Raw genomic sequence first — 24,202 nt, forward strand, 5'->3', positions numbered from 1 at the left:
TGAAAGTATTTGAGGTTTATATGGTTAAAGAAGGACTAGGTAACGAAAGTGCGGAATCACTTTGGCTGCAAGCAGGCAAAGCGCATGAAAATACCTTTCTAAGACAATCTGCACAAGTGGCTAACTGGCGTATTTTTGCTTTTATAAGTTTGGCGATAGCTGGTCTTGCCATAGCAGGTGCCATTTATATTGGATCTCAACCAAAATTCGTCCCCTATATTGTTGAGGTGGATAAGCTTGGTCGTACTGTAGCTGTACGCGCACTTGATAATGATGATGTTGCTGTTGATTCTAAGATTGTGTATGCAGAAATGTTCGAACTAATTGAAAATCTGCGCACCGTTTCTACTGACACTGCAGCTAATGACGATCGCATAGAGAAAGGATTCACTAGATTAAAAGGTGCCGGTGCTGAGTATGCAAGGGTAGAGTTGAGAAAAGCAAAACCTAACGATGTGGGTCAGACTAAAACTGTACAAGTTCAAGTAAAGGTTGCATTACCGGTATCTAATAGTAGTTGGCAAGTTGAATGGGAGGAGCACTCGTTTAATCTAAAGGGTGAGCCAATCGGTGTGGAGGTCTGGAAGGCTAATCTTAAATATGTACTTAAGCCGTCTAAAGAAGAAAGAATCTTCCGTAAAAACTCCATTGGGTTATACGTTACTGAACTAAATTGGGTAAAGGTCATTTAATGAAAACTATCTATTCAAAATTGCTAATAGCGTTAGCTCTTAATTATTCAATATCTGCAATATCCTACGCTGGTCAGACATACAATGATCTTGAAGACGCTGCTGTTGCGCAAGCGAGAGCATGGCAGCAAGGTAAAAAAGCAAGGCCGTTAATGTCTTCGGATGGGATGGTTCGATTCGCTTTTGGTCAATCTATGCCGAAGTTAACATGTTCACCTACACGTGCTTGTGATATGGAAACACAGCCAGGTGAGAAGGTTATTAAAGTGATACTGGGCGATAGTGCTAATTGGACTTGGGTTGGGGCAGAGTCTGTTGAACGTGGGGTGAGCGTGCAGCATATCGTTTTCCAGCCGCGCGATAATGCAGTTGAGTCGAATGCGATTATTACTACTGATAGACGTACATATCACATCAGATTGTACTCGCCTAAGAAAGAGGGGGCTTATTTAAATAGAATCGGATTCTATTATCCAGAAGAACTGGTTTCTGATTGGAATGAAAGAGCTGGCACTGTTGCAAGAGAAGCAGAGAAGGTAGAGAGTAAGCAGGTTTTAGACTCAGCTGTTGATATTAATAAAATTGATTACAACTATCTTATTACTGGCACTGCAGCATTTAAACCAGTTAGAGCATTCAATGATGGTGGCCGTGTTTATTTAGAAATGCCAAAAAGTATTAAAGCAGAAGAAAGCCCAATTCTCTTATTGTTGGATGAAAACAATAAGGTTCAGGTGGTTAATTATCGAGTGAAAAATGATCCTGACTCAGGAAAAATTCATTATGTGGTGGACAAATTGTTTACCCAAGCAGAATTACGTATTGATGGGCAACGTGTGAAAATTACTTGGCAAAGAAAAGAGCCGGCTGTTGCTAACAGCTTCAAGTCTAATAATGGTTTAGGTGTTTATTAATATGGCTAAAAAAGGAGATGCTTTTGATTTAGAGGCAGGCGTTCCACCTATTGAAGGTGACATGCGCACTAAGCCAAAACACGCGGATAGGATATCAAGACGTGTAATTGGGGTGATTGTTGGGGTGGTTATGATATTGGTGTTTATTTTCATATTGGCGTTGAGCAATGTTGATAGTAAGGAGTCACCAAAAGTGTCCAAGGATCCTGTTGCCGAATCTAAAAACAATTCAGAATTTGATGAGTTAACGCCAGTACCAAAAGATATTAAAGAAAAAACTCAGGTTGAAATTCCTACCCCTAAAGCTATTGATGAGATTAAAGAGGAGCCTGCTTCTGCTATACCACCAGAGGCCTCTGGAAAAATACCTAGGGATTCAGATGTAAATGCGAATGCTGGTCCTCCTGCGCTTACTCCGGCGCAGCAAGAGGCCGAAGTAAGAAGGCAAGATCGATTGGCTCGCTTGAAGAGTGCTAGAGATACAGGATTGTCGGCTAAATTGTTTGGTAAAGAAGGCGGTGAATCTGCGGAGTTGGCTAAAACTGCTAGTGATGGATCTGCATTGCAGCAAGCTTTATTAGCACAAACTGCACAGGCAAATCAGGCTGCAAAGTTAGGTGATGAGGAGCAAGCTGCGCCAGCACCGTTAGGTGAGCAGCAAGAAAAAATTAACTTTTTAGCTAATGCTAAAAAAGTAGAGCGGGAGTATCACAAACACATGCAAGCACCGGCTGTTTCTGTGAATGAAATTAAAGCTGGAGATTTCGTTCCATTGACTTTAGAGACTGGAATTAATTCAGACTTGCCAGGTTCAATAACTGCGCGTGTAAGGGAGAACGTCTACGATACGGTTTCTGGTTGTCGGTTACTGATTCCTGCAATGACTAAGCTAGTTGGTACATATGACTCAAAAGTAGCTGTTGGCCAAGGGCGAATGTTAGCTGTTTGGAATAATGCTATTTTTAAAGATGGCACAGAGTTAAATTTAGCCGGCATACAAGGCTACGACACCTCCGGCCAGGCAGGTTTCGCTAGTGATGTCGATAACCACTACCTAAGAACCTTTGGCCTTGCTTTTGGACTATCAATGGTTACAGCAGGTGTGCAGTTGTCAATTCCAGCGCCTCCGACTAGCGCCAATGGCTCTACCACACAAAGCACCTCACAAATTGTTGCGGCAGCACTTTCACAGCAATACGGCCAGTTGGGCGGACAGATCCTTGGGCGGTATGTGAATATCCAGCCGACCTTAAAAAACTATCCTGGTGAGCGATTCGTGATTATGGTTCCTCATACGATTGTTTTTAATAAAGTATGGGAAAACAGATGTGGTGTTAAGTAGCATTTGATTGGACTTTAATTATTTAACAGAAGATTGGGTATGTAATGGGTATTTGGATTAGTGCTTTGGCTAATGCTATAGAAAGCGATCTGCCAACTAATAAAACGGGGGCGGCATATCCAAAAGATATTTTAAATTGGCTGTCAGCTCGTTCACGTGATGGAAAGCTATTTAAACCTGCTGAGTTGGAGTGGAGTGGCTTAGTTGATTGGCTTGATTTGCAGCAAGGCTTAGTTACTAAAGTTCAGTTGCAGAATTACTTGAGCACCAATGGTGTACAGGTTAATGAGGTAATACTAGGTAATCAAAATGATATTGACATAACAGATCCAGATACTATTCCATCGGACTTGCAGGACTTATTAGATAAGTTCGAGAATGGTGATTTCCAATTAAAAACATTAGTAAAGAAATCCAAAAATATTGGGTATGAATTAATTATCGGTATGGATGGTGAGGTTGAAGATGTTGTTCGTATTGGACAATTGAATGAACCAGCTAAATACAATAGACACACCGTAAAAGGTGGTGAAAATTATAAAGAGCTATTGCTGACGTTATCTGACAAAGAAGAAACTATAGATTTTAAGCCGTTAGAAAAGCTGCCAGATAATTTCAATGTTTTGTTTGATAGGACGCAGCCAAAAGGAAAACAATATTCAGTTGCGCCAGCAGAACAAATTCATGGCATGCCTTATGGTGGATGGCGTGCTTCAACTTCAGAGGAGGCAATATCTGGAGCACTTGAGATTTTAAACAGCGAGCTGGAAAATAAAGCAAGAGATTTGGCAAGGCATAATAAGGTTGCGAAGCAATTCAAATCATCTCATTTTGATCATGAAAATATTTTAGCCCACGTTCGCTTTGATGAGCGAAGTGATGCAGACGGCAATAAAATATTATTCATACAAGAAATACAGAGTGATTGGGGTCAAACTGGTAAAAAAAGTGGCTTTATCGAAAGATATAAGGCTGAAGATATTGTTTCTATTTCACCGCTAGATCAAGAGGCCTCGCAGCCAGATTTATTCTGGTATTTTAAGGTGCCAAACAATACACTTCAGATTCCTAAGTCAATATACTTAACTGAAAAAGAAGCGTTAGATTACGTGCTCTCAGAGAAGCAAACTATCTCTGGGGCAACCACGCCAAAAGCGCCGTTCGTAACAAAAACAGATGCATGGGTCGGCTTAGCACTTAAACGAATGATGAAATACGCTGTAGAAAATTCATTTGATAAGGTTGCATTTATCTCCGGTGAGCAAGCGGCTGATTTGTATGACTTGAGTAAGCAAATTGGATATCTAAATCTAAATGAGCCTTCAAAAATCAATCAAGGAGATAGTAATTTATACAGAAATTACTCTGGAAAAAAATACATTTTAGAAGGCTATAAAAGTGCTGATAGTTTAAACGCCATTATTACTAAAGATTTTAATGATTTATCAGAGCTTGAGTCAATTATAGGTAAAGATGCAGCAAAGCTAATTATTGATAGAGTAAATTCTAATAGTTACGCTGGGTTAGTGGAGCTGAGAGGGGAGCAGCTAGCAATAGGAGGTAATGGCATGAAAGCCTTCTATAACTCAATTGTGCCTAAAGTTGCGAAGGATATACTTAAGAAACTGGCTGGGGAGGAGATTATTAGCATAAAGATAGAGAGCGAGTTAGGCTCGGTAGCTAATACTGATATGAACCAATTAGGTTTTAATATAACTCCTAAGCTAATGGCTAGTGTATCAAATGGTGTTCCATTATTCTCCTTAGAGTCAAAACCTGTAGCAGAGATGTTAAGTTCTAGTAATGATCTATCCCATGATGAACTGCATAATGAGATTCAGAGATTAAAACGGCACTGGCAAAAAATGCCTCCTGTAACAGTCGTTAATACTGTAGCTGAACTTCCTTTTCACGCTCCTAATCATGCTAGCGGTGCTTTCCTAGATGGCCATGTTTATATCGTGGCCGATAACATTACTAGTGTCGGGCACTTGCAGAAAGTAATGGCGCATGAGTGTGTGATGCATTACAGCCTACAGGAAATGTTAGGTGAATATGGCTTTGCTAAAATGAGTAATGGTATTCAGCAGCTTAAAGCCGATGGGGATCCAATAATTAATGAGCTGGCTTCTGTCGTTAATAGTCGTTATGGCAAACTTGATCCAATGGAAGAAGTTTCTGAAATGGTAGCATTAGCCGGTGAGCGTTGTGTGGATGGAAATGGCAATATTAAGATTGGTTATGGATTCATGAAAAACATTTATGCCGGTATTGCCAGTTGGTTGCGTGATGCTGGCGTTAAAGTGCCGTTCAGCAATTTTGAGCTGCAAGGAATTATGCATGCTGCCGGACAATGGATCAGGCAGGATCTCAATCGTGAATCTAAGCATAACTTTATTGGCCAGCCAGCTTTTAGGCTGGATGATTTGAGTTCCCCTACGGATTCATTTAATAAATGGTTTGATGGCAGTAAGGTGATTGACGAAGAGGGGAAGCCTTTAATCGTTTATCACGGCACTCGTGGCCGCGATGTAACAACGTTTAATGTTCCAGATACCGGTACATATTTCACAACTAATTTAGAAGCTGCAGAGAGTTATGGTGAGGTTATTCCTGCTTATTTGAATATTAGTAACCCAATGATATTGGATTTTGAGGGTGAATCAGATATGGGCGATGAGTGGAATATTGAAGAGGAAGTCGCTTTCGCTAAAGAGAGTGGATATGATGGATTGATTGTGAGAAATAGCTTTGATGGAGAAAACTATTTAGACCAGTATGTTGTATTTAAGCCTAATCAAATTAAGGCGGCTATTGGTAATAATCTAGGATTTAATCCAGATAACCCCAATATATACTATTCTTTAAATACACCAGACTTTCCGAGTAAAGGCAGCTTTAGCGGAAAAATCCTAAAAATTGAAGGTAATGTTATTACTCAGAAAATTAATCGTGCCGGTGAATTTGTTAAACATCTTGTTGACCACGTAGTTAGTAAAACTCTAAGAGAGGATGAGGTGGTTAATATTCAGTATGAAAATGGAGTGCCTGTTCTTATGGAGAGTAGAGAAAATATGATATCTAGATGATATGTAGCCATATAGGTGATTGTTAGTTATTTACATTTAAGTTACAATTGCAACGTTTACGACAATACAAATAATTATAAGGGGCTAGGATAGTGGATCAGATTAATACACAAACTTCAGTTCCTAAGAATATGGCTATATATGTGAAATTGCTAGCTATTGAGCATTATGGCGAGCTAAATGTCATGTACACCGATGTTCTAATCAAGTTTTTATCCATATCCCCATGGAAAGCTAATCCTCCATTACCTTGGCGGATGGCTAAAGTTCACAGCCCTGCTTTTAATAAGGGCAAGTTAGGTTCAGATGCTAGTTGGGTTCCTATGAATATGATGTTGCCAGCTAAGTTAGTTAATGATATTAAAGCTGAATTGATTCTTATCAACTCTACGTCTGAAAAGAACGTTTCATTAAGAACTTTCTTATATACAGCTATTTTTTGGTGGTGTACTTATGTAATGCCTTCAAAGAAATCTGGCTTATAACGTTTCTTACTTATTTAACCTATCTCGTAGCCCAATGCCAGGTTTAAAGCTTGGCACTTTCTTTTGTGCTACATCAACTCTCTGGCCAGTTTTTGGGTTCCTGCCCACTCTTGGCGGCCTAATTGTAACCGTAAAGCTCCCGAATCCCCTTATCTCAACTCTGCTCCCTTCGGCCAAAGTTTCTGTGAGTGAGTCCAAGATCACTTTAATAGACATATCAACATCCGCATGTTTTAGTGTGCTTAATCTATTATGAATTTTGTTGATGAGTTCTGATTTTGTCATAGCCCAATTCTACACAATCTGGATGGCTTTTACTTTTGCAGCAAAACTTTTTTGGTTAATAATTTGCTATTATGATATTAATCAGATACTATTAAAGTACATTATTTAATATGTAATTAGGGGCTGATGTGGCGCGAAAAGGTAGTAGAAAAATGATCGGTGTCTTTGTTCGTTTGGAGGAGAATGTGCTTAAAACTTATGATGAGATTGCTTTGCGTGCTACTAGCGTGAAACTCAGTAATGGGGATAGACGCGGTGTTACAACGCAAGATGTTATGCGACATAGATTGAATTCATTGCCATTAGTTGAGGTGAGAAATAAGAAAAATGACTAAAATTATTGTAGTTATCAATCAAAAGGGTGGTGTAGGTAAATCAACGTTAGCCTTTCATTTGGCGCACGCTGCTGCTGAGGGGAAGTCTGCGAATGGTGCAACTAAAAAGAATAATCGTGTTTTATGCATTGATTTGGATTCACAAGCGAACTTTAGTCAATACTTAACTGGCGATTTGGACATTTGCAATGTAACTACGGGTGGTGTTGGTGATTTGTTAGAGGGTTTAGCTTTAAATCCCCATGTAACATCTCATGATGGCATTGATTTGTTACATGGTCATGCTAATTTGGACCAGTTTGATGGTAATGTGGAAATTGAAGATCGTGGATATAGTCCTACAATGCGTGAATATTTGCGTAGTTTAGATTATGACGTGATTATAATTGATACGCCTCCAGCTGTTGGTTTCAGGCATATGGCTCCACTATGTTGGGCTGATCTTGCCCTGATCCCGATGGAGCCTGTTATGTCGAGCATCGTTGGATTCCAGAATGTACTAAGCGCAATATCTGATGTAATTGCGCCTATTAACCCTGCTCTTAAATGGGTGGGGGTGATAAACAGAGCAAATATGCGTGTTAAGTCACACCGAGAAAAAGATGAATTTGTTCGATCAGAGTATGGAGATCCTATATTAGAAACATTATCTACTAGAACTTCAGTATCTGATGCTATGGAAGAAGAGCCTGCACAGCCGGTTTGGTTAAGAAAGTCTGCGCCAAAGGCACTGCGTGAGCAATGGCACAGATTTTGTAAAAAAGTTATATCTAATTAGGGGAATGTAATGAGTACAATGGATAAGTTAAAGAAGCGTGCTATCGCTCAAAAAGTTACAGCAGATGTTGAAATATTAATACCTCTGAATAAAGTAAAATTTGACCCAAATCAGCCACGTCAAGCATTTCATGCTTTAGATGGCGTGGTGTCAGATAAAGACGAAGCTTATATATCTGAATTGGCCGGTTCTATTGAGGAGAATGGCCAAATAGAAGCCATTACTGTTCGAGAAGACGATGATGGCTCTTACTTCGTTGTAGTGGGTGAGTGTAGAACTCGTGCGCATCTAAAATTAGGAAGAGACACTATTCGCGCCATTGTTAGGAACGATTTAACAAATCCTTCCAAACGCTTGCTATATCAAATTGCAGAGAATGTTAACCGTCACGATTTAACAGATAATGAACTGTGGTTGGCAGTCCAAAAGCTCTTAAAAGAAGGTGATGATGGTGAGCCTATGTCACAGGTAGATATTTCTCGTGCATTAGGTAAAAAAGAAGACTGGGTTACTAAGGTGGTTCGTTTCGGTGATGAAGATAATCAGCGTACTTGGGTGCGCACTGGGATTGCAACCTCAAAAGATTCCGTCTATTTAATCTCTTTACTACCCATGCCGGTGCAATTGGAAATATTACGCCGAGTAGACCTTCCAGAGGATGATCCAGAGCGCATAGAAAAGCCAATCACACGCAAAGTTATCGATCAGTTACGTGCGGAAGTGAAACAGGCTAAAGCAAGGGCTAAACTTGCCAGTGACGAGTCGCATGCGCAGAATGAAGTAGCAGCTTCTGTTAAAGCCCAGTCTACATCTGACCAAACCCAAGTAGTTAATCATCAGGATCCTATAGCTGTTGCTATGCAAGAGTCTTTAGAGGAGGCTCAGGCTGGTAGTGAGCATCCTATTGATTCGAGCGAGGATAATAGTGCAGACACGGCTTCTGGAGGTTACGCTTTATCTGGTGAAGTTAGAGATTCCTTATTGACTACTAAATATAGCGTACCAGATACTCAGGTTGCGGTGGCAGCTGATTTAACCCGTCCTCCTTCACACTGCCGTGTTACTTTGCAGAACATGGAAAATCTTATAGATTTATTAACCGACGACTCTAATTTATTGGAGTTAGTACGTGGTTTGGAGTGCGAAGTAATTATTCCCAACCAGGTTGCATTGAGAATTGCGAATGTACTAACTGGGTCATCAGTGGTTGATGGTGAGGTTGCGCGAGTAGTGCAAACTGCCTTAGTTAAGTTAAGCTAATTTTAGATAACCGCCATTGGCGGTTATTTTCTAAATAATATTTATGGCGTAAATTAAAAAATGCAAGTACAAATCGGCACTACAACAAAATCAGGTTCCGCGCCTGTTATTCTAGACACCGCAATAGCTATTAATGGCCACATCCAAATTTCCGGTGTTTCTGGTATGGGTAAAACCCATCGAATCCGCGCTTTAGTCGAACAATTTGTTAAATCCGCACACACGTTAAAGCAGCCGTTAAGAATCCACGTTTTTGATCCTCATGGAGATATGGATTTACCATGGTCTTCCGAAGTAAAGTTTAGTGAAGCCACGGAGTTCGGCTATAACCCATTAGAAATTAATCCAGATCCAGATTATGGTGGCGTGAGACGCGCTATCCAAAAATTTATTGCTGGGGTTCAAAAGCATAAGGCGCTGGGGACGAAACAAGAAGCCGTTATGCGTTATTTGCTTGAAGATTTATATGAGTCGAGAGGGTTCAGAGCGGATGATCCTAGATCATGGCTTCCAGACGATCCTAGAGAAATACGTTTAAAGTTAAACGGTAAGGAAAGTAGACTTTATTTGGATGTTGAGTTTAGTCAAATCGAAAGATTTAAGTCATTAATTAGAGATTCTAAAACAGGGCGAACATTTGGTGGCTTTGACAGTGATTTTAAATGTTGGTGGATAGAAAAGAACGACTACGAGGGCGAGCTGCTCATGTGGGAGCCGCGTATTCTGTTCAAAACAGCCCCATCTATCGATGATGCAGTTCGATTCGCAGAGCGCAAGCTAAAGGCGCATTTCTGCGGTACAAATAGTGCTGCCATGGCACTATTGCAAGACGTTAACCTGGCAGCTTCTGCTTATCACCGTAAGGTGAATCAGTATGCTAAACGTGGCGCCATTCTAGAGGCAGAAGAGGCCGCCAAGTTAGAAAATGATTTAAGTAAAGCAAAAGACAAGTCTTTAGCTGCATACGAAAGTTATCTCGAAGCTATCCGTTATGGCCGTGAATTAGATGATTTGATCCGATATAACTCGACCGAGGTTTTAACCTCGGTCTATGAGCGATTACAAAATCTTAGAGCTATTGGCATCTTTAGGGCTGTCCCACCGCCATTTGACCCTGCAAAACCTGTATGGCGTTATGCTATTAAGCCATTAGACATTCCTGTTCAACGTATGTTTGTAGACCTTGTATGCTCACGCATTTTTGAACGAGCTATGCAGCGTGGCGTCCAAAAGGATCTAATAGAGATCATTATTTGTGATGAAGGTGCTCGGTATGCAACGGATGAGCCAGGAAACATTCTAAATATTATTGCAAATGAAGCGCGTAAGTTTGGTTTGGGCTTGTGGGTTGCGTCACAATCGCCTTCGCATTTTACAGATGACTTTATCAAAGCAACAGGGACCATGATTATTCTTGGGTTGTCGTCTGCCGATGCTAATTTAGCCGCACGTAAGCTGGGCATCGATGCTGATATGTTAAGTAAAATCTCACCACAAAAAACTGCATTAGTACAAATCAAAAATAAGGGTACGTTGCAAACTGATTTTCAGATGCTTAATTTACATACCTAAATTAATAATTAATTGATGTATATGCATTATTTGCCGCATACGGCAGTTGAATGTAATTCACATGTAAAACAATGTAACAAAATGTAACTTGTGTTATTATGAATATTAACAAATAAAAGTGTTAATAATTAACTATTATCATAATTAAGTGTTAATATAGTGTTAATCGTAAAGATTCAAATGTATGTTTTTTTATAAGGGGTTTGGAAATGACTGGTTATGTAATGCATGAAGACGAACGTTTGAATCTTCTTGTTCCAAAGAAATCCTACGCGGATGGAATTCTTCCGCGTGCTTTAGTATTAGAACTGACCAACGCGGAGCCTTGCATACCAGGCTTAGTAGTTGGAATGCCAGTGGATCTTGCTAAAGAAATGGTGGAGTTTGCTTTGGAAGCAGCTAACAATGAAACAAAGGCAGCGCCAATGGGCAAAGTCTTATCACGTAGAGTTGATGGTGCTTATTCAAATCTAGTCTTTCAATAACCTTAAATAAGTTTTAATATTCGTTTTTATACTTTATTTAAGTTAAATTCTTATGAAACTGTGGACTGATCAAGAATTTGATGTCTATTCTCAAAATACTCGCCTCTCTGATAACATCCTCGCGGCTAGCCGTGAGGTTTTAGTGCTTGGAGAGGTGGGGTCTGTTGCCGCTGAGAAATATAAAGTATGGGCACCTCAAATTTCACGAGCCATTAAAGTTCTAAGAAATAATCAAAGCAAAATACTGGCTGATGTTGAGTCTGTATCAAATGTTCGTGAATCAAAGAAAGTAGAGCTTGTACAAGAAGCTAGAAATCTGTTTGGTATGGATTTAGTAGTTAAATCAGCTAAATCCGGAGAGAATTATGTTGGCCCAGTCGTTTTAGAGTCTCCTGGCTATTTTATGATCCAACGTACCGGTAGGATTGCCATCCTTCATGAATTGGGTAAGCTGGAAAAAATCCCAGCTTTGAATGTTAGATTAGATATCTCTTATCCTGGTAATGGGGATCTTGCTAAAGTTAGTGAGGTTAACCCTGAGCACTCTAGGGAAATAGAGCGATAATTTTTGTGGGGCAATTCACTATGATTTTTGCTCAATAAGTAATTATTTTATAATAATTGATTTTTTATTATTAATAATATAATGTGTTAATAATGTGTTAATCACTTTGATTCTATTAATTTATTAAGGAGTTTCATCATGGCGAAGTCAAGTAATAGTGAGGTGGCCGTTTCAGAACATATGACCAAGTTGTTAGGTAATGTTGATGGTGTCGAGGTTGATACGGTTCTTGATGGTGGAGTGGTTGTAGGTTTTGAAATGCATTTTGAATACGATGTTGCATTAGTTGATCTTGCGCGCCGTGCCGGTGGTGAGTTCAAAGAAGATATTGGCAATTGGGTAATCCCTATCGCTAACCAAGAAGCTTTTGTCAAAGCGTTACCTAAAATTCGCTCTGAAGCAAAAGCAATTGAAGTTGCTCGTAATGAAATTATGTCGCTTGCTAAGAACACGGCTGTTGAACGTCAAGTATCTAACGGTACTGATCAGGATGTACAGCCACGTATCAGTGATTTCCGTGAAGCTGGCCGTGCATACACTGGTGAAATAATTAATGCTAATGGTTACTTTGCAGCGCAGTTAACTAGTTTTGGAACAAAAGCCGGTTTTGATAAAAACGATGTTCCTTATAAATCCGGCGCTGCATTTGTAACAATTCACCGCCAAGCCAGTTTGGATCGTAACGTAAATAAAGGTGAAGAAATTGGCATTAAATATTCAACGCTAAATAAGGCTGTTACGTTTGATACGAAATCCAAACAATTGGAAGACTACGAAAGCTCACTTGGTAAAAAAGTAGATGGCGTGACTGTAAACGAAACAGATAGTGCAATTCTGGTCAGCTTTGGCTATAACCCATCATTGCGTGCGCGTTTAGATCGTATTGCTGGTGTTGAGTTTGATGTAGGCAGCGAAGCATTCAAATTGCCATTTAGTGCTAAAGATAACGTAGTTCGTGCAGTTGCTGATATGCGCACTGAGTTCTTGGCTGCTGAAAAAGATTTTCAGGCTATAAGCACCACCGCACATAAGCTATATGATAATCCAAAGGTTGGTTTTGCATTTGTTAAAAATGGCTTTGAGCATAGTGGCAAAATTCAAGATGTTAATGATCGTTTTATTTTGCAAGAAGGTCGCGTTGGCGACTTCAAAGTGCATCACCGTTCAGGTTTGGATATGAAAGATATTAAGATTGGTCAAAATCTTGACATCAAGTACAACCGTGGCATTGGTGCTGTTATTGATCGTGACCTTAAAAAGGCGCAAGAAAATCTTCAATCTAAAGCGCGATAATTATGTAATGTAAATGCAAAAAGGCGGAATTCATGTTCGCCTTTTTTTATAAGTTCTTTTGCAGCAAAAGTTTCTGGCTACAAGCAAAGTAAGTGATATTGATAAATTAAGTTGTTTTAAAGTAATGAAGGGTGAAATGTGGCTATTTTTTTAACTGAAGGCGAATCTGCAATTAGGATCAGCGGCCGTGAAGGCGTTCCTATGACCTCAGTAGAAGGCGCCATTATGCGCTTTAGAGATGTAAGTGGCGCTCGTAGAGGTGCTCAGATTGTACATAAAGACGGATCTACATTTGAACTGGATGATGAGAAAGATATTGATGATTTCTCTGAATTTGTCGGCAAACTGACAGATTTTGAAAGAAAAACGCTGATTGATTTTAACAATCTTGCATATTCCATACTTAAAAATGAGTTAGAAGGGACGCGCACTATGAATTCAGAAACCAAAAAGTTATCAATGGCACAAATGGTAAATGCAAATATTCCATTTAACCCTTTAGCTGAAGGTGAAATATTAGGTGAAAAAGCTAATCAATTAACTCATGCTATGAAAGTGATGGGGTGGAAAGACCCTAGATTTGTTACTAGGAACCAAGCGGCAGACTTTGGCTGGCTCGTCGCAGAGAAAGCATTGAGCGTGCAAGTGTTATACAGGAACGAGATTAAAGGTGATTTTGAACCTGTTGAGTTATTTAATGCAAGTGACATTAATGGTATTCCATCACTAGGTGAGATGGTAAAAATGAGTGAAAGTGACATTGGCGATCTTAAATCTGATCTAGATTCTGATGTGATAGAGATTCAGCCGGTGATTGAGCAAGTACGTTCTCTTGAACCTACATTGAGTGTTAACGATGTTCAGCGCGAGACGGTCAACGATCAAAAGTGGTTGGAAGAAGCGGGGCTAGGCGTTGATAACATCTATGCTGCTATGAGTCCTTATTGGATTAATGGTCTGTACAACGCTGCTGGAATCGCATTAGCTGAAGAAATTAATAATTCAATTAAGAAATTGAAACTTAGTAAGGATAAAGAAGCCGTTAGAAAATTTATTGCTTCTTTTCCTGAAGCTAATAAATTGCAACTATCTTTAGTCACTGAGCAAGATCTACTAAATAATCTGGATTATAAGAATGATTTGGCTCGACCTAAATTCTTGTTGGGTAACTCATTTGTTAGGGATCGTGAAGGGGAATATCGCCCAGCTGCAGGTGGGCGATCAGTAGTTAAAGATAACGGTGATACCTTAGTTCTTAAAAGTAAAACTCCAGAAAGCTATCGTGCTGCCATGGAGTTGGCTAAAGCTAAAGGGTGGTCGGCCATTGAGTTAAAAGGTACGTCAGCTGCTTTAGCAGATGCTTGGCTAGAAGCAAAATTAATAGGTATTGATGTAGTTAATTACTCACCTTCTAAAGATGATTTGCAAAAATATGGGGAACGATTGGCAGAAGAGCAAGCACGCAAAGCTGTAGAAGAACAACCTGTTTTTGAGTCAAGGGCTACTACACAGTCACAAGAGCACGTGGAGCTTCGCCCGTACATCGGTCTTGAGGGTGAAACTAAGTTCGCAGAAATTAGCTATGTTGTGACCTTTCCAGGGGGGCAAGATGTAAATTTTACCGATCCTAAAGAAGCCATTGTTGCATTTTCAAAAATACCATCTGAAAAACAACCGGCGATTGTTCATGTTGTTGCAAGAGCAGATGGCTCAATTGAATCTGAAAATATTCTAGCATCAACTAAGCAATTTGAGCTGGGCGGTAAATTGGTTAAATCATTAACACCAAGGTCATTAAATCAGGCGTTCAATGAAGCATTTAAAGAGGTTGTAGGCGAAGAAAAAGAGCACGACCTACTAAATATAAATTTTGCGAACTTTGGCCGCCATATTGGACAAATTCTTGATGTTAAAAATGGCGTTGTCACCCAAAGTCTAGGCCGTGGCAATATTGTTCACCACAAAGCGTCTAGTTTTGATAAGTTGCCTGAAAAAGGCAGCATTGAAGAGATTCATTATAAACAAGGTAAAGCCAATCTTAAAGCTCGTGATTTAGGCCGTGAAAATAGTCAGGAATTAAGTCGTTAGGTTCCTGGCACGTGTAATTTGATTTAGTATAAATATAAAAATAAGAGGACTTATGCAATTCGATTTTTTTAGTAATGAAGCGGTGGCGATTAATGGGAACTCACCCCCAATGGTTGTAGACGGTGTTCTGAGACTTCCAGAAACGTCTTTATTTGAAATGGCCCTTCGTAATGGCGACTTGTCACAAGCATTAAAGATAATTAATCGCTTAAACACAACTTCCGCATGGAAAGTATTACTAGGTGCAGGTTTTACGGTTACATCTAACAAAAACCGTGTGGAGCTGATGTCCGGTGTACAAAAAGATTTAATTGAAGCGAGCCGATTAAAATTAACCGGTTACGAACTAAGAAAACATAAAGAAAATACATTATTTCTTGCAAACAATATTAATTCGCCTACTATAGTGGGTAAGGAGACAGAAAATGACAATTCAAACGATCTACAATCTGAAAGCTTATCCAATGGGGATAGCCGATCAGGTAACGGCAATGGGGCCAATGGCAGTAGAGATCGCCAATCGCTGGATGCTGGGTTGGGAGAAGAAGGTGCTGCAATTATTCGCTCAAGAAATCTATCTGGAGTCTCTGAGCAATCAGTTGGAGCAAGAGAAGGAAATTCTAGCGAACGAAGCATCACTTCGACATTTAGCTCGGCACGAGATTATGCAAATGTACGAGATTCAGGAATCTCCACCGAATTAGAATCATCAGCATTAGATGATGCACCGGAAGACTATGTTATTTCAGCGAACGGTAATCAATATTTAACGTTAGGCCAGAAATTTCGGATTAATATCCGAACCATTGAGATTATTAAAGAATTAGACCTGAATAAACGTCATGCCACTGAAAGTGAACGTGATATTTTGGCCCAGTATGTGGGGTGGGGTGGTTTAAAAGGTGTTTTTGATCCAAATAATAAGCAATGGGAAAAGCAGTATACGGAATTAAAGGCTTTATTAACTGATGAAGAATATGCTGCAGCTAGACGTTCACAACTTGACTCGCACTACACTTCTCCAGTAATTATCAATGCCATGTATGGCGCGGCTAATCGACTGGGTTTTAAAGACGGCCGCATTCTTGAACCTTCAGTAGGTGTTGGTGCTTTCTACGGTGTGATGCCGAAAGCAATGCGCAATAACTCATCTCTTCATGGTGTTGAGTTAGATTTATTATCAAGCAAAATTACATCGCACTTATATCCAAGTGCAAAGATCGCACAAGCTACTGGGTTTCAAGATTACGCTATCCCAGCAGGATATTTTGATATGGTCATTGGCAACCCTCCATTCGGTGGCCAGGTACTAGCAGACCAAAAAGGGTCTACTTATTCTGGATGGTCTATACACAATTATTTCTTTGCAAAAAGTATTGAAATGTTACGGCCAGGTGGCATTATGCCAATGGTTGTTTCACATAGTTTTTTAGACAAACTCGATCCTCATGTTCGCCAATGGATATCGCGCCGTGCGGAATTAGTTTCTGGCGTTCGCTTACCTAATACAGCTTTCAAAGATAATGCAAACTCTGAGGTAGTGACTGATATTTTACTATTTAAACGTCTTGATACCGAAAATATGCTCGGTAATGAAGCTGCCCCTGAATGGCTCAATACATCAGAAGTTAGTTTGCAGAATCAAGACACTGGTGAGTTTAGTTTGTCGTCAGTCAATGACTATTTCTTAAAAAACCCACAAAATGTATTAGGCACACCTGTGTTGGCCAATACTATGTATCAAGCCAACACTTACACCGTTGCAGAAAATGGCGACTTAGAAACTCTCTTGGCCGAATGGGTTGAAACTTTACCTGTAGGGATTTATGAGCCACTAATTCGTACTGCAGTAGATTTGGATAAGGCTTCAATAGAGATTCCTGATGGCGTTAAAGAAGGCTCATTTTTTGCAACAGATAATAAAGTATATCGCCGTTTACCTGATAACTTAGGTGAAAAACAATCCATTGAGTGGGATCCTCCTAACCAGAAAGCTTTAGAGCGCATGTTAGGAATGATTAAGATACGTGAAGTACTGCGTGCTCAAATATATATGGAACGTACTTATCTAGTGAGTTCGACTAGTGATGTGGAGCTTGAGCGTCACCGTCATTCACTCGACAACACCTATGAACAATTCAAACAAAAATATGGATATTTAAATGATCCGGTCAATCGTCGTTTGTTTATTGATGATACAGAATCCGCCTTAATCCAAGCCCTTGAGTTTGATTACGAAAAGGCAATTGGCGAAGTGAAGGCAGAAGAGTTAGGAATCTCACCAAGGCCTTCGCAAGCTACTAAGGCAGATATTTTAAGTCGTCGTGTACTTTTCCCGCCAGTTGAGGTTGCAAATGTAGAAAATGCGAAAGACGCATTGTTACACTCACTTAATCTATATGGCCGTGTCAACATGGACTTCATGACTGAGGCCTACCATAAAAGTGAACAAGACATTATTGATGAACTAGGTAGCTTGTTATACACAGACCCAGTGTACGGATTAGTAACACGTGACGCATATCTATCTGGGGATGTTAAAACAAAATTAGCTGAGGCAATTAAGGCTGCAGAGTCCGATTCTTCATTCAAAAAGAATGTAGAAGCATTAAGCGAAATAATACCGGTTGATAAGTTGCCGTCTGAGATTTTTGCTTCAATTGGTGGGATATGGATCCCGACCGATATATACAAAGACTTTCTCAAAGAAATTTCCGGAGGCGATGCCACTTTTAATCATCTGTCAGTTTCAGGACAATGGTTAATGAGTGATCCGAATAATCTTAATTATGGTAAAAATAGTACCGAGTTTGGTACGGATAAAATGGGGGCCTCACAAATTCTATTTGCAATGATGAATAGCCGAGGCCTTGAGGTTAAAAAACGCATACTTGTTGATGGTTTCGATAAGTATGTTACTGACGAAGAGGCTACTGAAGCTGTGCGTCAACGTGGCGATAAAATACGTTCACATTGGGATTCTTGGTTATGGGCTGACAGTGATAGAGCCATGCGGATTGCAGGTATTTATAATGACCGCTTCAATCGCTCTGTTGAGCGTAAATATGACGGCTCACACTTAACCTTTCCAGGAATGAATCCTTCCATACAATTACTTGGCCACCAAAAAAATGGTGTATGGCGTGGGTTGCAAGATCGCGTCATGTTGGCCGATCAAGTAGTTGGTGCAGGTAAGACCTTTGAATTGGCTGCTATGGCTATGGAAATGCGCCGTTTAGGTATTGCTAAGAAGCCTATGTTTGCAGTTCCTAATCATTTAACACTCCAATGGCGCAGTGAGTTCTATCGTTTATATCCTGGTGCAAATGTTTTAGCTGCTACACCACAGGATTTTGATAAAGAAAATCGTGAAAAATTATTTTCTAAAATAGTTACCGGCAATTGGGATGCCGTGATTATTGGCCACTCATCTTTGAAAAAACTTGGCATTCCAAAAGAAGCGGAAATTAAAATCTACGAAGAGCAATTGGATGAAATGCTTTCTGCGATCGCGGTGATCAAGAGTGAGCGCGGGGATAGAAATATTATCCGTGACATGGAAAAAATCGCATCAAATCTTGAGTCAAAATTAACGCTTCTTAATAAAAAAGCTGGCGAGAAAGATAATGTAGTTAACTTTGAGGATATGGGAGTAGACGCCCTATACATAGATGAGATTCATGAATTTAAAAACTTATTTTTTCATACACAAATGCAACGTGTCGCCGGATTAGGTAATCCAGCTGGATCTGGTAAAGCATTTGATCTATTTATTAAAGTTAGATGGCTGCAAGAAACTTTTGGTGAAAATGCACCATTAATTACAGCCACAGGTACACCAGTCTCTAATTCGTTGGCCGAAATGTTTACCATGCAGCGCTTTATGCAATACAACACTTTAAAACGTGATGGATTGCACATGTTTGATTCATGGGCTAAGCAATATGGTGACGTACAGACGGTTTATGAAGTAGCACCATCAGGTACTGGGTATCGATTATCACAACGTTTTGCAAAATTCAAAAATCTCTCTTCGTTAATGAGTGAATATCGTTCATTTGCGGATGTAGTTACTTTAGACGATCTGAAAGCGCAAGAAACAATGCTAGGAAGGAAGTTTCCTGTTCCTAAGATTAAAGGTGGTAGGCCATTGAACGTTGTAGCAAAGAGATCTGAGCTGCAGGAAGCATTTTTCGGTGTCCCAGAGATCAAGAAAAATGAATATGGTATTCCTGAGTTTGAGGTAAATTTGGATTTAGAGATTACCATCAATGAAGGCGAAAATGGCAAATGGGAATTGAAGCGTGAGTATTTTAGTAAAGTTTATGAGACTCGTGAAGCAGCTGAAGAAGCCTTAGTAACAGCAGCAACTACTCCCAAAATGATTATTGATCCTCATTCAATTGTTGGCCAGTTTGAGAACCTTAAAGAGCTTACTAGAAAAACAAAGGGTAAAATTAACGCGCTATCATTAACGAGTCTAGCTAATAAAGCCGGCCTAGATTATCGGCTCATAAATCCTAATGCAGTTGACCATCCTGGTACTAAATTAAATCTTTCAATTCAACGAATGTTGGCTATTCATGAAAAATGGGAGACTGACAAGGGTACGCAATTAGTATTCTGCGATTTATCAGTACCACTTTCTGCAAAAGCCAAAATGGCCAGCAATGAAAAACGTATCTATGTTCGTGACGATAAAGACGAATTGACACATAAAAAAGGTACATTGCACGCACCAAAAAACTATGAGGGGTTCCCTTATTTTCTAGTTGTAGAAGGTAAAGGTAAGGATCGTTTAATTACCATCTACGATTCAATTTCTGGTGCTAAATTGAAAACTGGCTTAGAGAATAAGCAGGCTGCTCATGACTTCGTTACTCAATTCTTAGAGCGTGAAGATGGCCAGGAACGTTGGTTAGATCTGCGCGATAAATCACGCTTAATTGAGTCTGAAGAGATTGATGATTATAAAAATACACATTCAATCTCGGAAGATGGGGACTCCGTAGATTTTGAAATTACTGCACAAGATATTGAAGGCGTTACAGGGGTTACTGCGTTCTCAGTATACGATGACATTAAAGCTAAACTTATCAGAAATGGTATACCAGCTAACCAGATTGAATTTATACATGATCATGATACACCTCAAGCTAAGGATGCATTATTCAAAAGAGTAAATGCCGGTGATGTTAGATTCTTACTCGGCTCTACTCCTAAAATGGGTGCAGGTACTAACGTACAGAAGCGCCTAGTTGCTTTGCATCATATTGATGCACCATGGAGGCCATCTGATCTGGAGCAGCGCGAAGGCCGTATTATTCGCCGTGGTAACATTTTATATGATCGCGATCCGGATAATTTTGAAGTCGAGATCATTCGTTATTCAACTAGCCAAACTTACGATACTAGACGTTGGCAATTACTTGAGCACAAAGCCTCCGGTGTTGATCAACTACGTAAATATAGTGGTGAAAATGAAATTGATGATGTAGCTTCAGAGGCTTCTAATTCCGCTGATATGAAAGCGGCCGCTTCTGGAAATCCGCTCATTCTTAAAGAAACTCAGCTCGCCACGGAAGTGAAGAAATTACGTGCATTAGCACGTGCACATATTGATGGTGAATACGTATTAAACAGCCGTTTTAATAATGCTAACAACTACGTTAACCAATTTGGTCCTACTTTCCTTGCTGAATCGATTGCAAGGAAAACTAAACGTGATACAGCTGAATCATTAGCTATTTATAAGGGTGTTTCAGTTAATACTAAGGAGGAGTTGCTAGGTCTAGTTAAAAACCTCTCGAATGACCTTTCTGCTAAAAAGGCAGAGTCTTCGATTGTTTACCGAGGACTAGAATTCGTATTTTCAAGAGATAGTAATCACTCCATCTTGATGTACAACCCGGATAACTCATACTCCACGATGGTAGAGCTTTCACATTCTGGCGTTGTTACCAGAATGGAAAATTGGGTTAATGGTGTTGATGAGAGAATTTCTCTTATCGAGGCTAGAATCGATAAATCTAAAGCAGAAGCGATTGAAATGAAGTCCTTAATGGGTAAACCTTTTAGTCAAGAAGCAGAGCTGGCCTCTGCTATCGCAGAGCACGGTAAGGTTCAACGTGACCTAATGAAGGCGAACTCTGCTGCTGCAATAAAGCCAGAGGAGCGTGCTACCTTTAATGCGGCACTAATAGTTCAGAAAGACAAACTCATTGAATTGGGTTTTGGTGATGCAGTAAGGAAACTTGGCATTGGTGAAAATTTAGATGTGGTTATTGACGGCTCTTATATAGGTAAGATAGAGAGTCATGAAAACGGCATTATTGTTCAAAACATTGGCCGTGGTGAAACTGTAAAGCATGATGTAAGTCGTTTCGAATTAATTCCATCAATAGGCGATGTTGTAACGATTAGATATGACACGGATCGTGTCAGAGTTGATGGCCAACAACAAAGTATTTCAAGATAAAAAATAATTTAAATTTAGGAGTAGTTATGAAGTTGCAATCAAGTAATGTTTTTTTAGTGCCAGGTATACAGGGATCAGATGAAGAAATTAAACATCATGTGGTAGTTGCTAAGGATAGTGATGCGGCAATTGCCACTATTTCAAAAAATGTACCTGGCTTCCAATCTCTAGGTGTTACTTCATTAAAAGAGTTTCAAGAGATTGAGGCAAAAATTAAACTATCTTTAAAAGGGACCGGTGAAGGCTGGAACTTACTTGTCGCTGAAGATATGAAGTTAGGAAAATAAAATGACTAAGAATTTTCCCAAGTCTATTTGGTCGCCGAAAGAGGCATTAGAGCAAGTACGCGCCGCATTGCCTGATTATGCTTATGCTGAACAGTTTAAAGTAGATCCTAAGCTTATAACAAAATTAAATGATGTCATTGAAGATTGTGATAATAATAAAATTGATCTAGATCTAATTACTGAATTACTTGCAGAAGCTGCCAATACTTTACCAGGTGCATGGGCACATACTAAAGATGGAGTGGGGGATTACTTCATGAGTGCACTCAATCATGCAAGAATGCAAATAGGTAAAGATATTCTAGCTAATGTTCTTAATGACCTTGGTTTTGTTCAAGCATCCTCATGGGAAAATCACGGCAACAATTGGGACTACACTAAGATTGTTTTCGGATTTAAAGTGCTGGCAGTAGGCGTATCAACCGGCGGGGTAGTTTCTTTCGATGGTGATCCGTTTACTGGCTATCCCAAGCGTGAAATGAATGTTTCATATAGTGCGATTAAACAATCCATTTTTGATAAATATGATGGGTTGGAAAACGTCCTCAAAAACTTTACCGGTAAGATTGATAACAACTACGTAGATGCCGTTCACGGGCTACTTTTAGACGCTGGTTTCAGTTATGAAAATAGTTCATTCACCCAAGTAAGTGGAAAATACAAAACGTATGTAGATTACTTTGATGATAACCCATCATTAAAGGATGTTTTTCAGGTTAGAGTTTTTTCAGATAATGAAAAAATCAGTGAATCAATATTCCCAGCAAGCAAATTTGAATATCCTGCGTATTCTTAGTAAAAAGGCCAACTAAAACAATTTCAAAAAGGCCACTTAAACTTATCGCAAAAAAGCCACCCATGATTTGCAATAGCGGCCATTCGTAATTCTCAAATGAAATTTAGATAAAAAGCTGGTTACGACAAAATTGCTGCCTCACAGATATTTATGCTGTCAGGCAGCAATGCAGGACAAAGCTGCCGTTCGCCTTAATTTTTTTGACATCAGCTATCGGCTCAGAAGTGTCTAGTAAACTAGTGGCGTATCAGTGTTATGCATTTTTTGGAGCAAAGATGATAATCGACATGCCTATAAGCGCTACAGATGATCCTACTAAGTCCCAAGCAGTGGGTCTTATCCCATCAACTGCCCATAGCCAAAAAATAGCTACAAAGATGTAAACTCCACCATAGGCGGCATAGACACGACCGGCTGCGGCTGGGTGCAATGACAAAAGCCACGCAAATAATGCGAGACTCAATCCTGCTGGAATGAGAAGCCATATGCTTTTGCCCTGCGTGAGCCAGAGGTAAGGGAGATAACAGCCAACAATCTCGGCCAGAGCAGTTATTAGGAAGAGAGAGATGGTTTTAATTTCTAACATAGTGTTTCGTGAATACCTTTTGCAATTTATTAAATAAAGTATGTAAAAAAATCATAGCATTAATTTATTTAGTAACTCCTTAAATTAATATTCCTTATACAGTGAGTATTCTTAATAAAAAACCACTCATAACAACCGCAAAAGCCACCTGTAACAGTATCAAAAAAGCCACCATAAATTTACATCGTGATGCATTTGAGTTGCTTTTGGATCTTGCTTACTTGAGTTCTCTAAGAGATTTATGTATTACCTGGATTGCCCCAGTTATACTTAGAGTTGCCATAATAAAAGCTACTATCAAATCTGGCCATACACTCTTACTCTCCCAAACACCTAATGCTGCTAACATAACCGCTAAATTGCCAATTGCATCATTGCGGCTACATAACCATACGGATTGCATATTGGCATCTCCTTCACGGTAAGCGTATAGCATGCTGGCAACGCTCACATTAGCAACTAATGCGAGCATACCTATGGCACCCATCGTATAAGGTTCCGGTACTTTGCCGTGCATAAACGACCATACGGCACTGGCCAACACAAATAGACCGAATGCCCCCATCATTAACCCCTTAAGCAAAGCAACACGCGCACGCCAAATTAGCCCCATGGATAATACCACCAGGGAAATACCGTAATTCATAGCATCGCCAAAAAAGTCAATTGCATCAGCCATTAAAGAAACCGAGTGTGCACTGAAACCACTTAATACCTCAACGAGAAACATAGCAAAATTAATGATTAATGCAATCCACAGTATCCTGCGATACCTTGGCGTTAGCAGTTGGTTGTTATTACTTCCGTTGTCACAGCACTCTTTTGCCATATATGTTCCAAACTTATAAACCTTAATAGTTTCTAGATCGTAT

The 24,202-nt window shown here is 39.7% G+C and carries 19 protein-coding genes; 16 read left to right on the forward strand and 3 right to left on the reverse strand.

What is annotated here, in order from left to right; all coding sequences use genetic code 11:
• The first annotated feature begins 20 nt into the window (after positions 1-20).
• The 5 genes from VGD82_RS11705 to VGD82_RS11725 all read left to right on the forward strand — a co-directional run bounded on the left by VGD82_RS11705 (position 21) and on the right by VGD82_RS11725 (position 6,522).
• Entirely contained in the window at positions 21-692 is a 672-nt protein-coding gene (locus tag VGD82_RS11705) for a type IV secretion system protein (RefSeq protein ID WP_331020564.1), read from the forward strand.
• Positions 692-1,606, forward strand: a complete 915-nt coding sequence (gene trbG / locus VGD82_RS11710) for a P-type conjugative transfer protein TrbG (protein ID WP_331020565.1) — start codon at positions 692-694, stop codon at positions 1,604-1,606. The genes VGD82_RS11705 and trbG overlap by 1 nt, the downstream gene beginning before the upstream one ends.
• A gap of 1 nt (position 1,607) precedes the next feature.
• Positions 1,608-2,948, forward strand: coding sequence for a TrbI/VirB10 family protein (locus VGD82_RS11715; protein WP_331020566.1), 1,341 nt, complete (start codon positions 1,608-1,610; stop codon positions 2,946-2,948).
• A 44-nt stretch (positions 2,949-2,992) separates the two neighbouring features.
• Positions 2,993-6,037 carry a hypothetical protein gene (locus VGD82_RS11720; protein WP_331020567.1) on the forward strand — a complete coding sequence of 1,015 codons (3,045 nt, stop codon included), beginning with the start codon at positions 2,993-2,995 and terminating at the stop codon, positions 6,035-6,037.
• Between the two features lie 92 nt (positions 6,038-6,129).
• Positions 6,130-6,522 (forward strand): hypothetical protein, encoded by a 393-nt coding sequence (locus VGD82_RS11725; protein ID WP_331020568.1) that lies wholly within the window; start codon positions 6,130-6,132, stop codon positions 6,520-6,522.
• A 6-nt stretch (positions 6,523-6,528) separates the two neighbouring features.
• Here VGD82_RS11725 and VGD82_RS11730 read toward each other — a convergent pair whose 3' ends face one another.
• Entirely contained in the window at positions 6,529-6,807 is a 279-nt protein-coding gene (locus tag VGD82_RS11730) for an integration host factor subunit beta (protein WP_331020569.1), read from the reverse strand.
• A gap of 152 nt (positions 6,808-6,959) precedes the next feature.
• Here VGD82_RS11730 and VGD82_RS11735 point away from each other — a divergent pair, with 152 nt between their 5' ends.
• From VGD82_RS11735 to VGD82_RS11785, 11 genes are all read left to right on the forward strand, one after another.
• Positions 6,960-7,142 (forward strand): hypothetical protein, encoded by a 183-nt coding sequence (locus VGD82_RS11735; protein WP_331020570.1) that lies wholly within the window; start codon positions 6,960-6,962, stop codon positions 7,140-7,142.
• A complete protein-coding gene (locus VGD82_RS11740; protein ID WP_331020571.1) occupies positions 7,135-7,920 on the forward strand; it encodes a ParA family protein in 786 nt (261 codons plus the stop codon). The genes VGD82_RS11735 and VGD82_RS11740 overlap by 8 nt, the downstream gene beginning before the upstream one ends.
• 9 nt (positions 7,921-7,929) lie before the next feature.
• On the forward strand, positions 7,930-9,180 hold the full coding sequence (locus tag VGD82_RS11745; protein WP_331020572.1) for a ParB/RepB/Spo0J family partition protein: 1,251 nt from the start codon (positions 7,930-7,932) through the stop codon (positions 9,178-9,180).
• A 60-nt stretch (positions 9,181-9,240) separates the two neighbouring features.
• Positions 9,241-10,752 carry a helicase HerA domain-containing protein gene (locus VGD82_RS11750; RefSeq protein ID WP_331020573.1) on the forward strand — a complete coding sequence of 504 codons (1,512 nt, stop codon included), beginning with the start codon at positions 9,241-9,243 and terminating at the stop codon, positions 10,750-10,752.
• 209 nt (positions 10,753-10,961) lie between these two features.
• Positions 10,962-11,237, forward strand: a complete 276-nt coding sequence (locus VGD82_RS11755) for a hypothetical protein (protein ID WP_331020574.1) — start codon at positions 10,962-10,964, stop codon at positions 11,235-11,237.
• A gap of 52 nt (positions 11,238-11,289) precedes the next feature.
• The gene (locus VGD82_RS11760; protein WP_331020575.1) at positions 11,290-11,802 is read left to right on the forward strand and encodes a KfrB domain-containing protein; all 513 of its coding nucleotides are present in this window, start codon (positions 11,290-11,292) and stop codon (positions 11,800-11,802) included.
• 138 nt (positions 11,803-11,940) lie between these two features.
• Positions 11,941-13,095 carry a KfrB domain-containing protein gene (locus VGD82_RS11765; protein ID WP_331020576.1) on the forward strand — a complete coding sequence of 385 codons (1,155 nt, stop codon included), beginning with the start codon at positions 11,941-11,943 and terminating at the stop codon, positions 13,093-13,095.
• A gap of 201 nt (positions 13,096-13,296) precedes the next feature.
• Positions 13,297-15,183, forward strand: coding sequence for an LPD7 domain-containing protein (locus VGD82_RS11770; protein WP_331020577.1), 1,887 nt, complete (start codon positions 13,297-13,299; stop codon positions 15,181-15,183).
• Positions 15,184-15,235: 52 nt separating this feature from the next.
• A complete protein-coding gene (locus VGD82_RS11775; protein ID WP_331020578.1) occupies positions 15,236-21,661 on the forward strand; it encodes an Eco57I restriction-modification methylase domain-containing protein in 6,426 nt (2,141 codons plus the stop codon).
• A gap of 26 nt (positions 21,662-21,687) precedes the next feature.
• Positions 21,688-21,948: a hypothetical protein gene (locus tag VGD82_RS11780; protein ID WP_331020579.1), complete on the forward strand. Its 261-nt coding sequence runs from the start codon at positions 21,688-21,690 to the stop codon at positions 21,946-21,948.
• 1 nt (position 21,949) lies between these two features.
• Positions 21,950-22,744 carry a hypothetical protein gene (locus VGD82_RS11785; protein WP_331020580.1) on the forward strand — a complete coding sequence of 265 codons (795 nt, stop codon included), beginning with the start codon at positions 21,950-21,952 and terminating at the stop codon, positions 22,742-22,744.
• Between the two features lie 253 nt (positions 22,745-22,997).
• Here the strand turns inward: VGD82_RS11785 and VGD82_RS11790 are convergent, their stop codons facing one another.
• Positions 22,998-23,330 carry a YnfA family protein gene (locus tag VGD82_RS11790; RefSeq protein WP_331020581.1) on the reverse strand — a complete coding sequence of 111 codons (333 nt, stop codon included), beginning with the start codon at positions 23,328-23,330 and terminating at the stop codon, positions 22,998-23,000.
• Between the two features lie 217 nt (positions 23,331-23,547).
• Positions 23,548-24,202, reverse strand: a 655-nt coding sequence (locus VGD82_RS11795; RefSeq protein ID WP_349256909.1) for a cation transporter, incomplete at its 5' end; no start/stop codon positions are given.

The sequence above is a fragment of the Methylotenera sp. genome, from assembly GCF_036401095.1.
GTDB lineage: Bacteria > Pseudomonadota > Gammaproteobacteria > Burkholderiales > Methylophilaceae > Methylotenera.

What these genes read in the sequence shown, in the direction of transcription:
- VGD82_RS11705 (WP_331020564.1), top strand. Translation starts at nt 21, where the DNA reads ATGGTTAAAGAAGGACTAGGTAACGAAAGTGCGGAATCACTTTGGCTG.
- trbG (WP_331020565.1), top strand. Translation starts at nt 692, where the DNA reads ATGAAAACTATCTATTCAAAATTGCTAATAGCGTTAGCTCTTAATTAT.
- VGD82_RS11715 (WP_331020566.1), top strand. Translation starts at nt 1,608, where the DNA reads ATGGCTAAAAAAGGAGATGCTTTTGATTTAGAGGCAGGCGTTCCACCT.
- VGD82_RS11720 (WP_331020567.1), top strand. Translation starts at nt 2,993, where the DNA reads ATGGGTATTTGGATTAGTGCTTTGGCTAATGCTATAGAAAGCGATCTG.
- VGD82_RS11730 (WP_331020569.1), bottom strand. Translation starts at nt 6,807, where the DNA reads ATGACAAAATCAGAACTCATCAACAAAATTCATAATAGATTAAGCACA.
- VGD82_RS11735 (WP_331020570.1), top strand. Translation starts at nt 6,960, where the DNA reads ATGATCGGTGTCTTTGTTCGTTTGGAGGAGAATGTGCTTAAAACTTAT.
- VGD82_RS11740 (WP_331020571.1), top strand. Translation starts at nt 7,135, where the DNA reads ATGACTAAAATTATTGTAGTTATCAATCAAAAGGGTGGTGTAGGTAAA.
- VGD82_RS11745 (WP_331020572.1), top strand. Translation starts at nt 7,930, where the DNA reads ATGAGTACAATGGATAAGTTAAAGAAGCGTGCTATCGCTCAAAAAGTT.
- VGD82_RS11750 (WP_331020573.1), top strand. Translation starts at nt 9,241, where the DNA reads ATGCAAGTACAAATCGGCACTACAACAAAATCAGGTTCCGCGCCTGTT.
- VGD82_RS11755 (WP_331020574.1), top strand. Translation starts at nt 10,962, where the DNA reads ATGACTGGTTATGTAATGCATGAAGACGAACGTTTGAATCTTCTTGTT.
- VGD82_RS11760 (WP_331020575.1), top strand. Translation starts at nt 11,290, where the DNA reads ATGAAACTGTGGACTGATCAAGAATTTGATGTCTATTCTCAAAATACT.
- VGD82_RS11765 (WP_331020576.1), top strand. Translation starts at nt 11,941, where the DNA reads ATGGCGAAGTCAAGTAATAGTGAGGTGGCCGTTTCAGAACATATGACC.
- VGD82_RS11770 (WP_331020577.1), top strand. Translation starts at nt 13,297, where the DNA reads ATGACCTCAGTAGAAGGCGCCATTATGCGCTTTAGAGATGTAAGTGGC.
- VGD82_RS11775 (WP_331020578.1), top strand. Translation starts at nt 15,236, where the DNA reads ATGCAATTCGATTTTTTTAGTAATGAAGCGGTGGCGATTAATGGGAAC.
- VGD82_RS11780 (WP_331020579.1), top strand. Translation starts at nt 21,688, where the DNA reads ATGAAGTTGCAATCAAGTAATGTTTTTTTAGTGCCAGGTATACAGGGA.
- VGD82_RS11785 (WP_331020580.1), top strand. Translation starts at nt 21,950, where the DNA reads ATGACTAAGAATTTTCCCAAGTCTATTTGGTCGCCGAAAGAGGCATTA.
- VGD82_RS11790 (WP_331020581.1), bottom strand. Translation starts at nt 23,330, where the DNA reads ATGTTAGAAATTAAAACCATCTCTCTCTTCCTAATAACTGCTCTGGCC.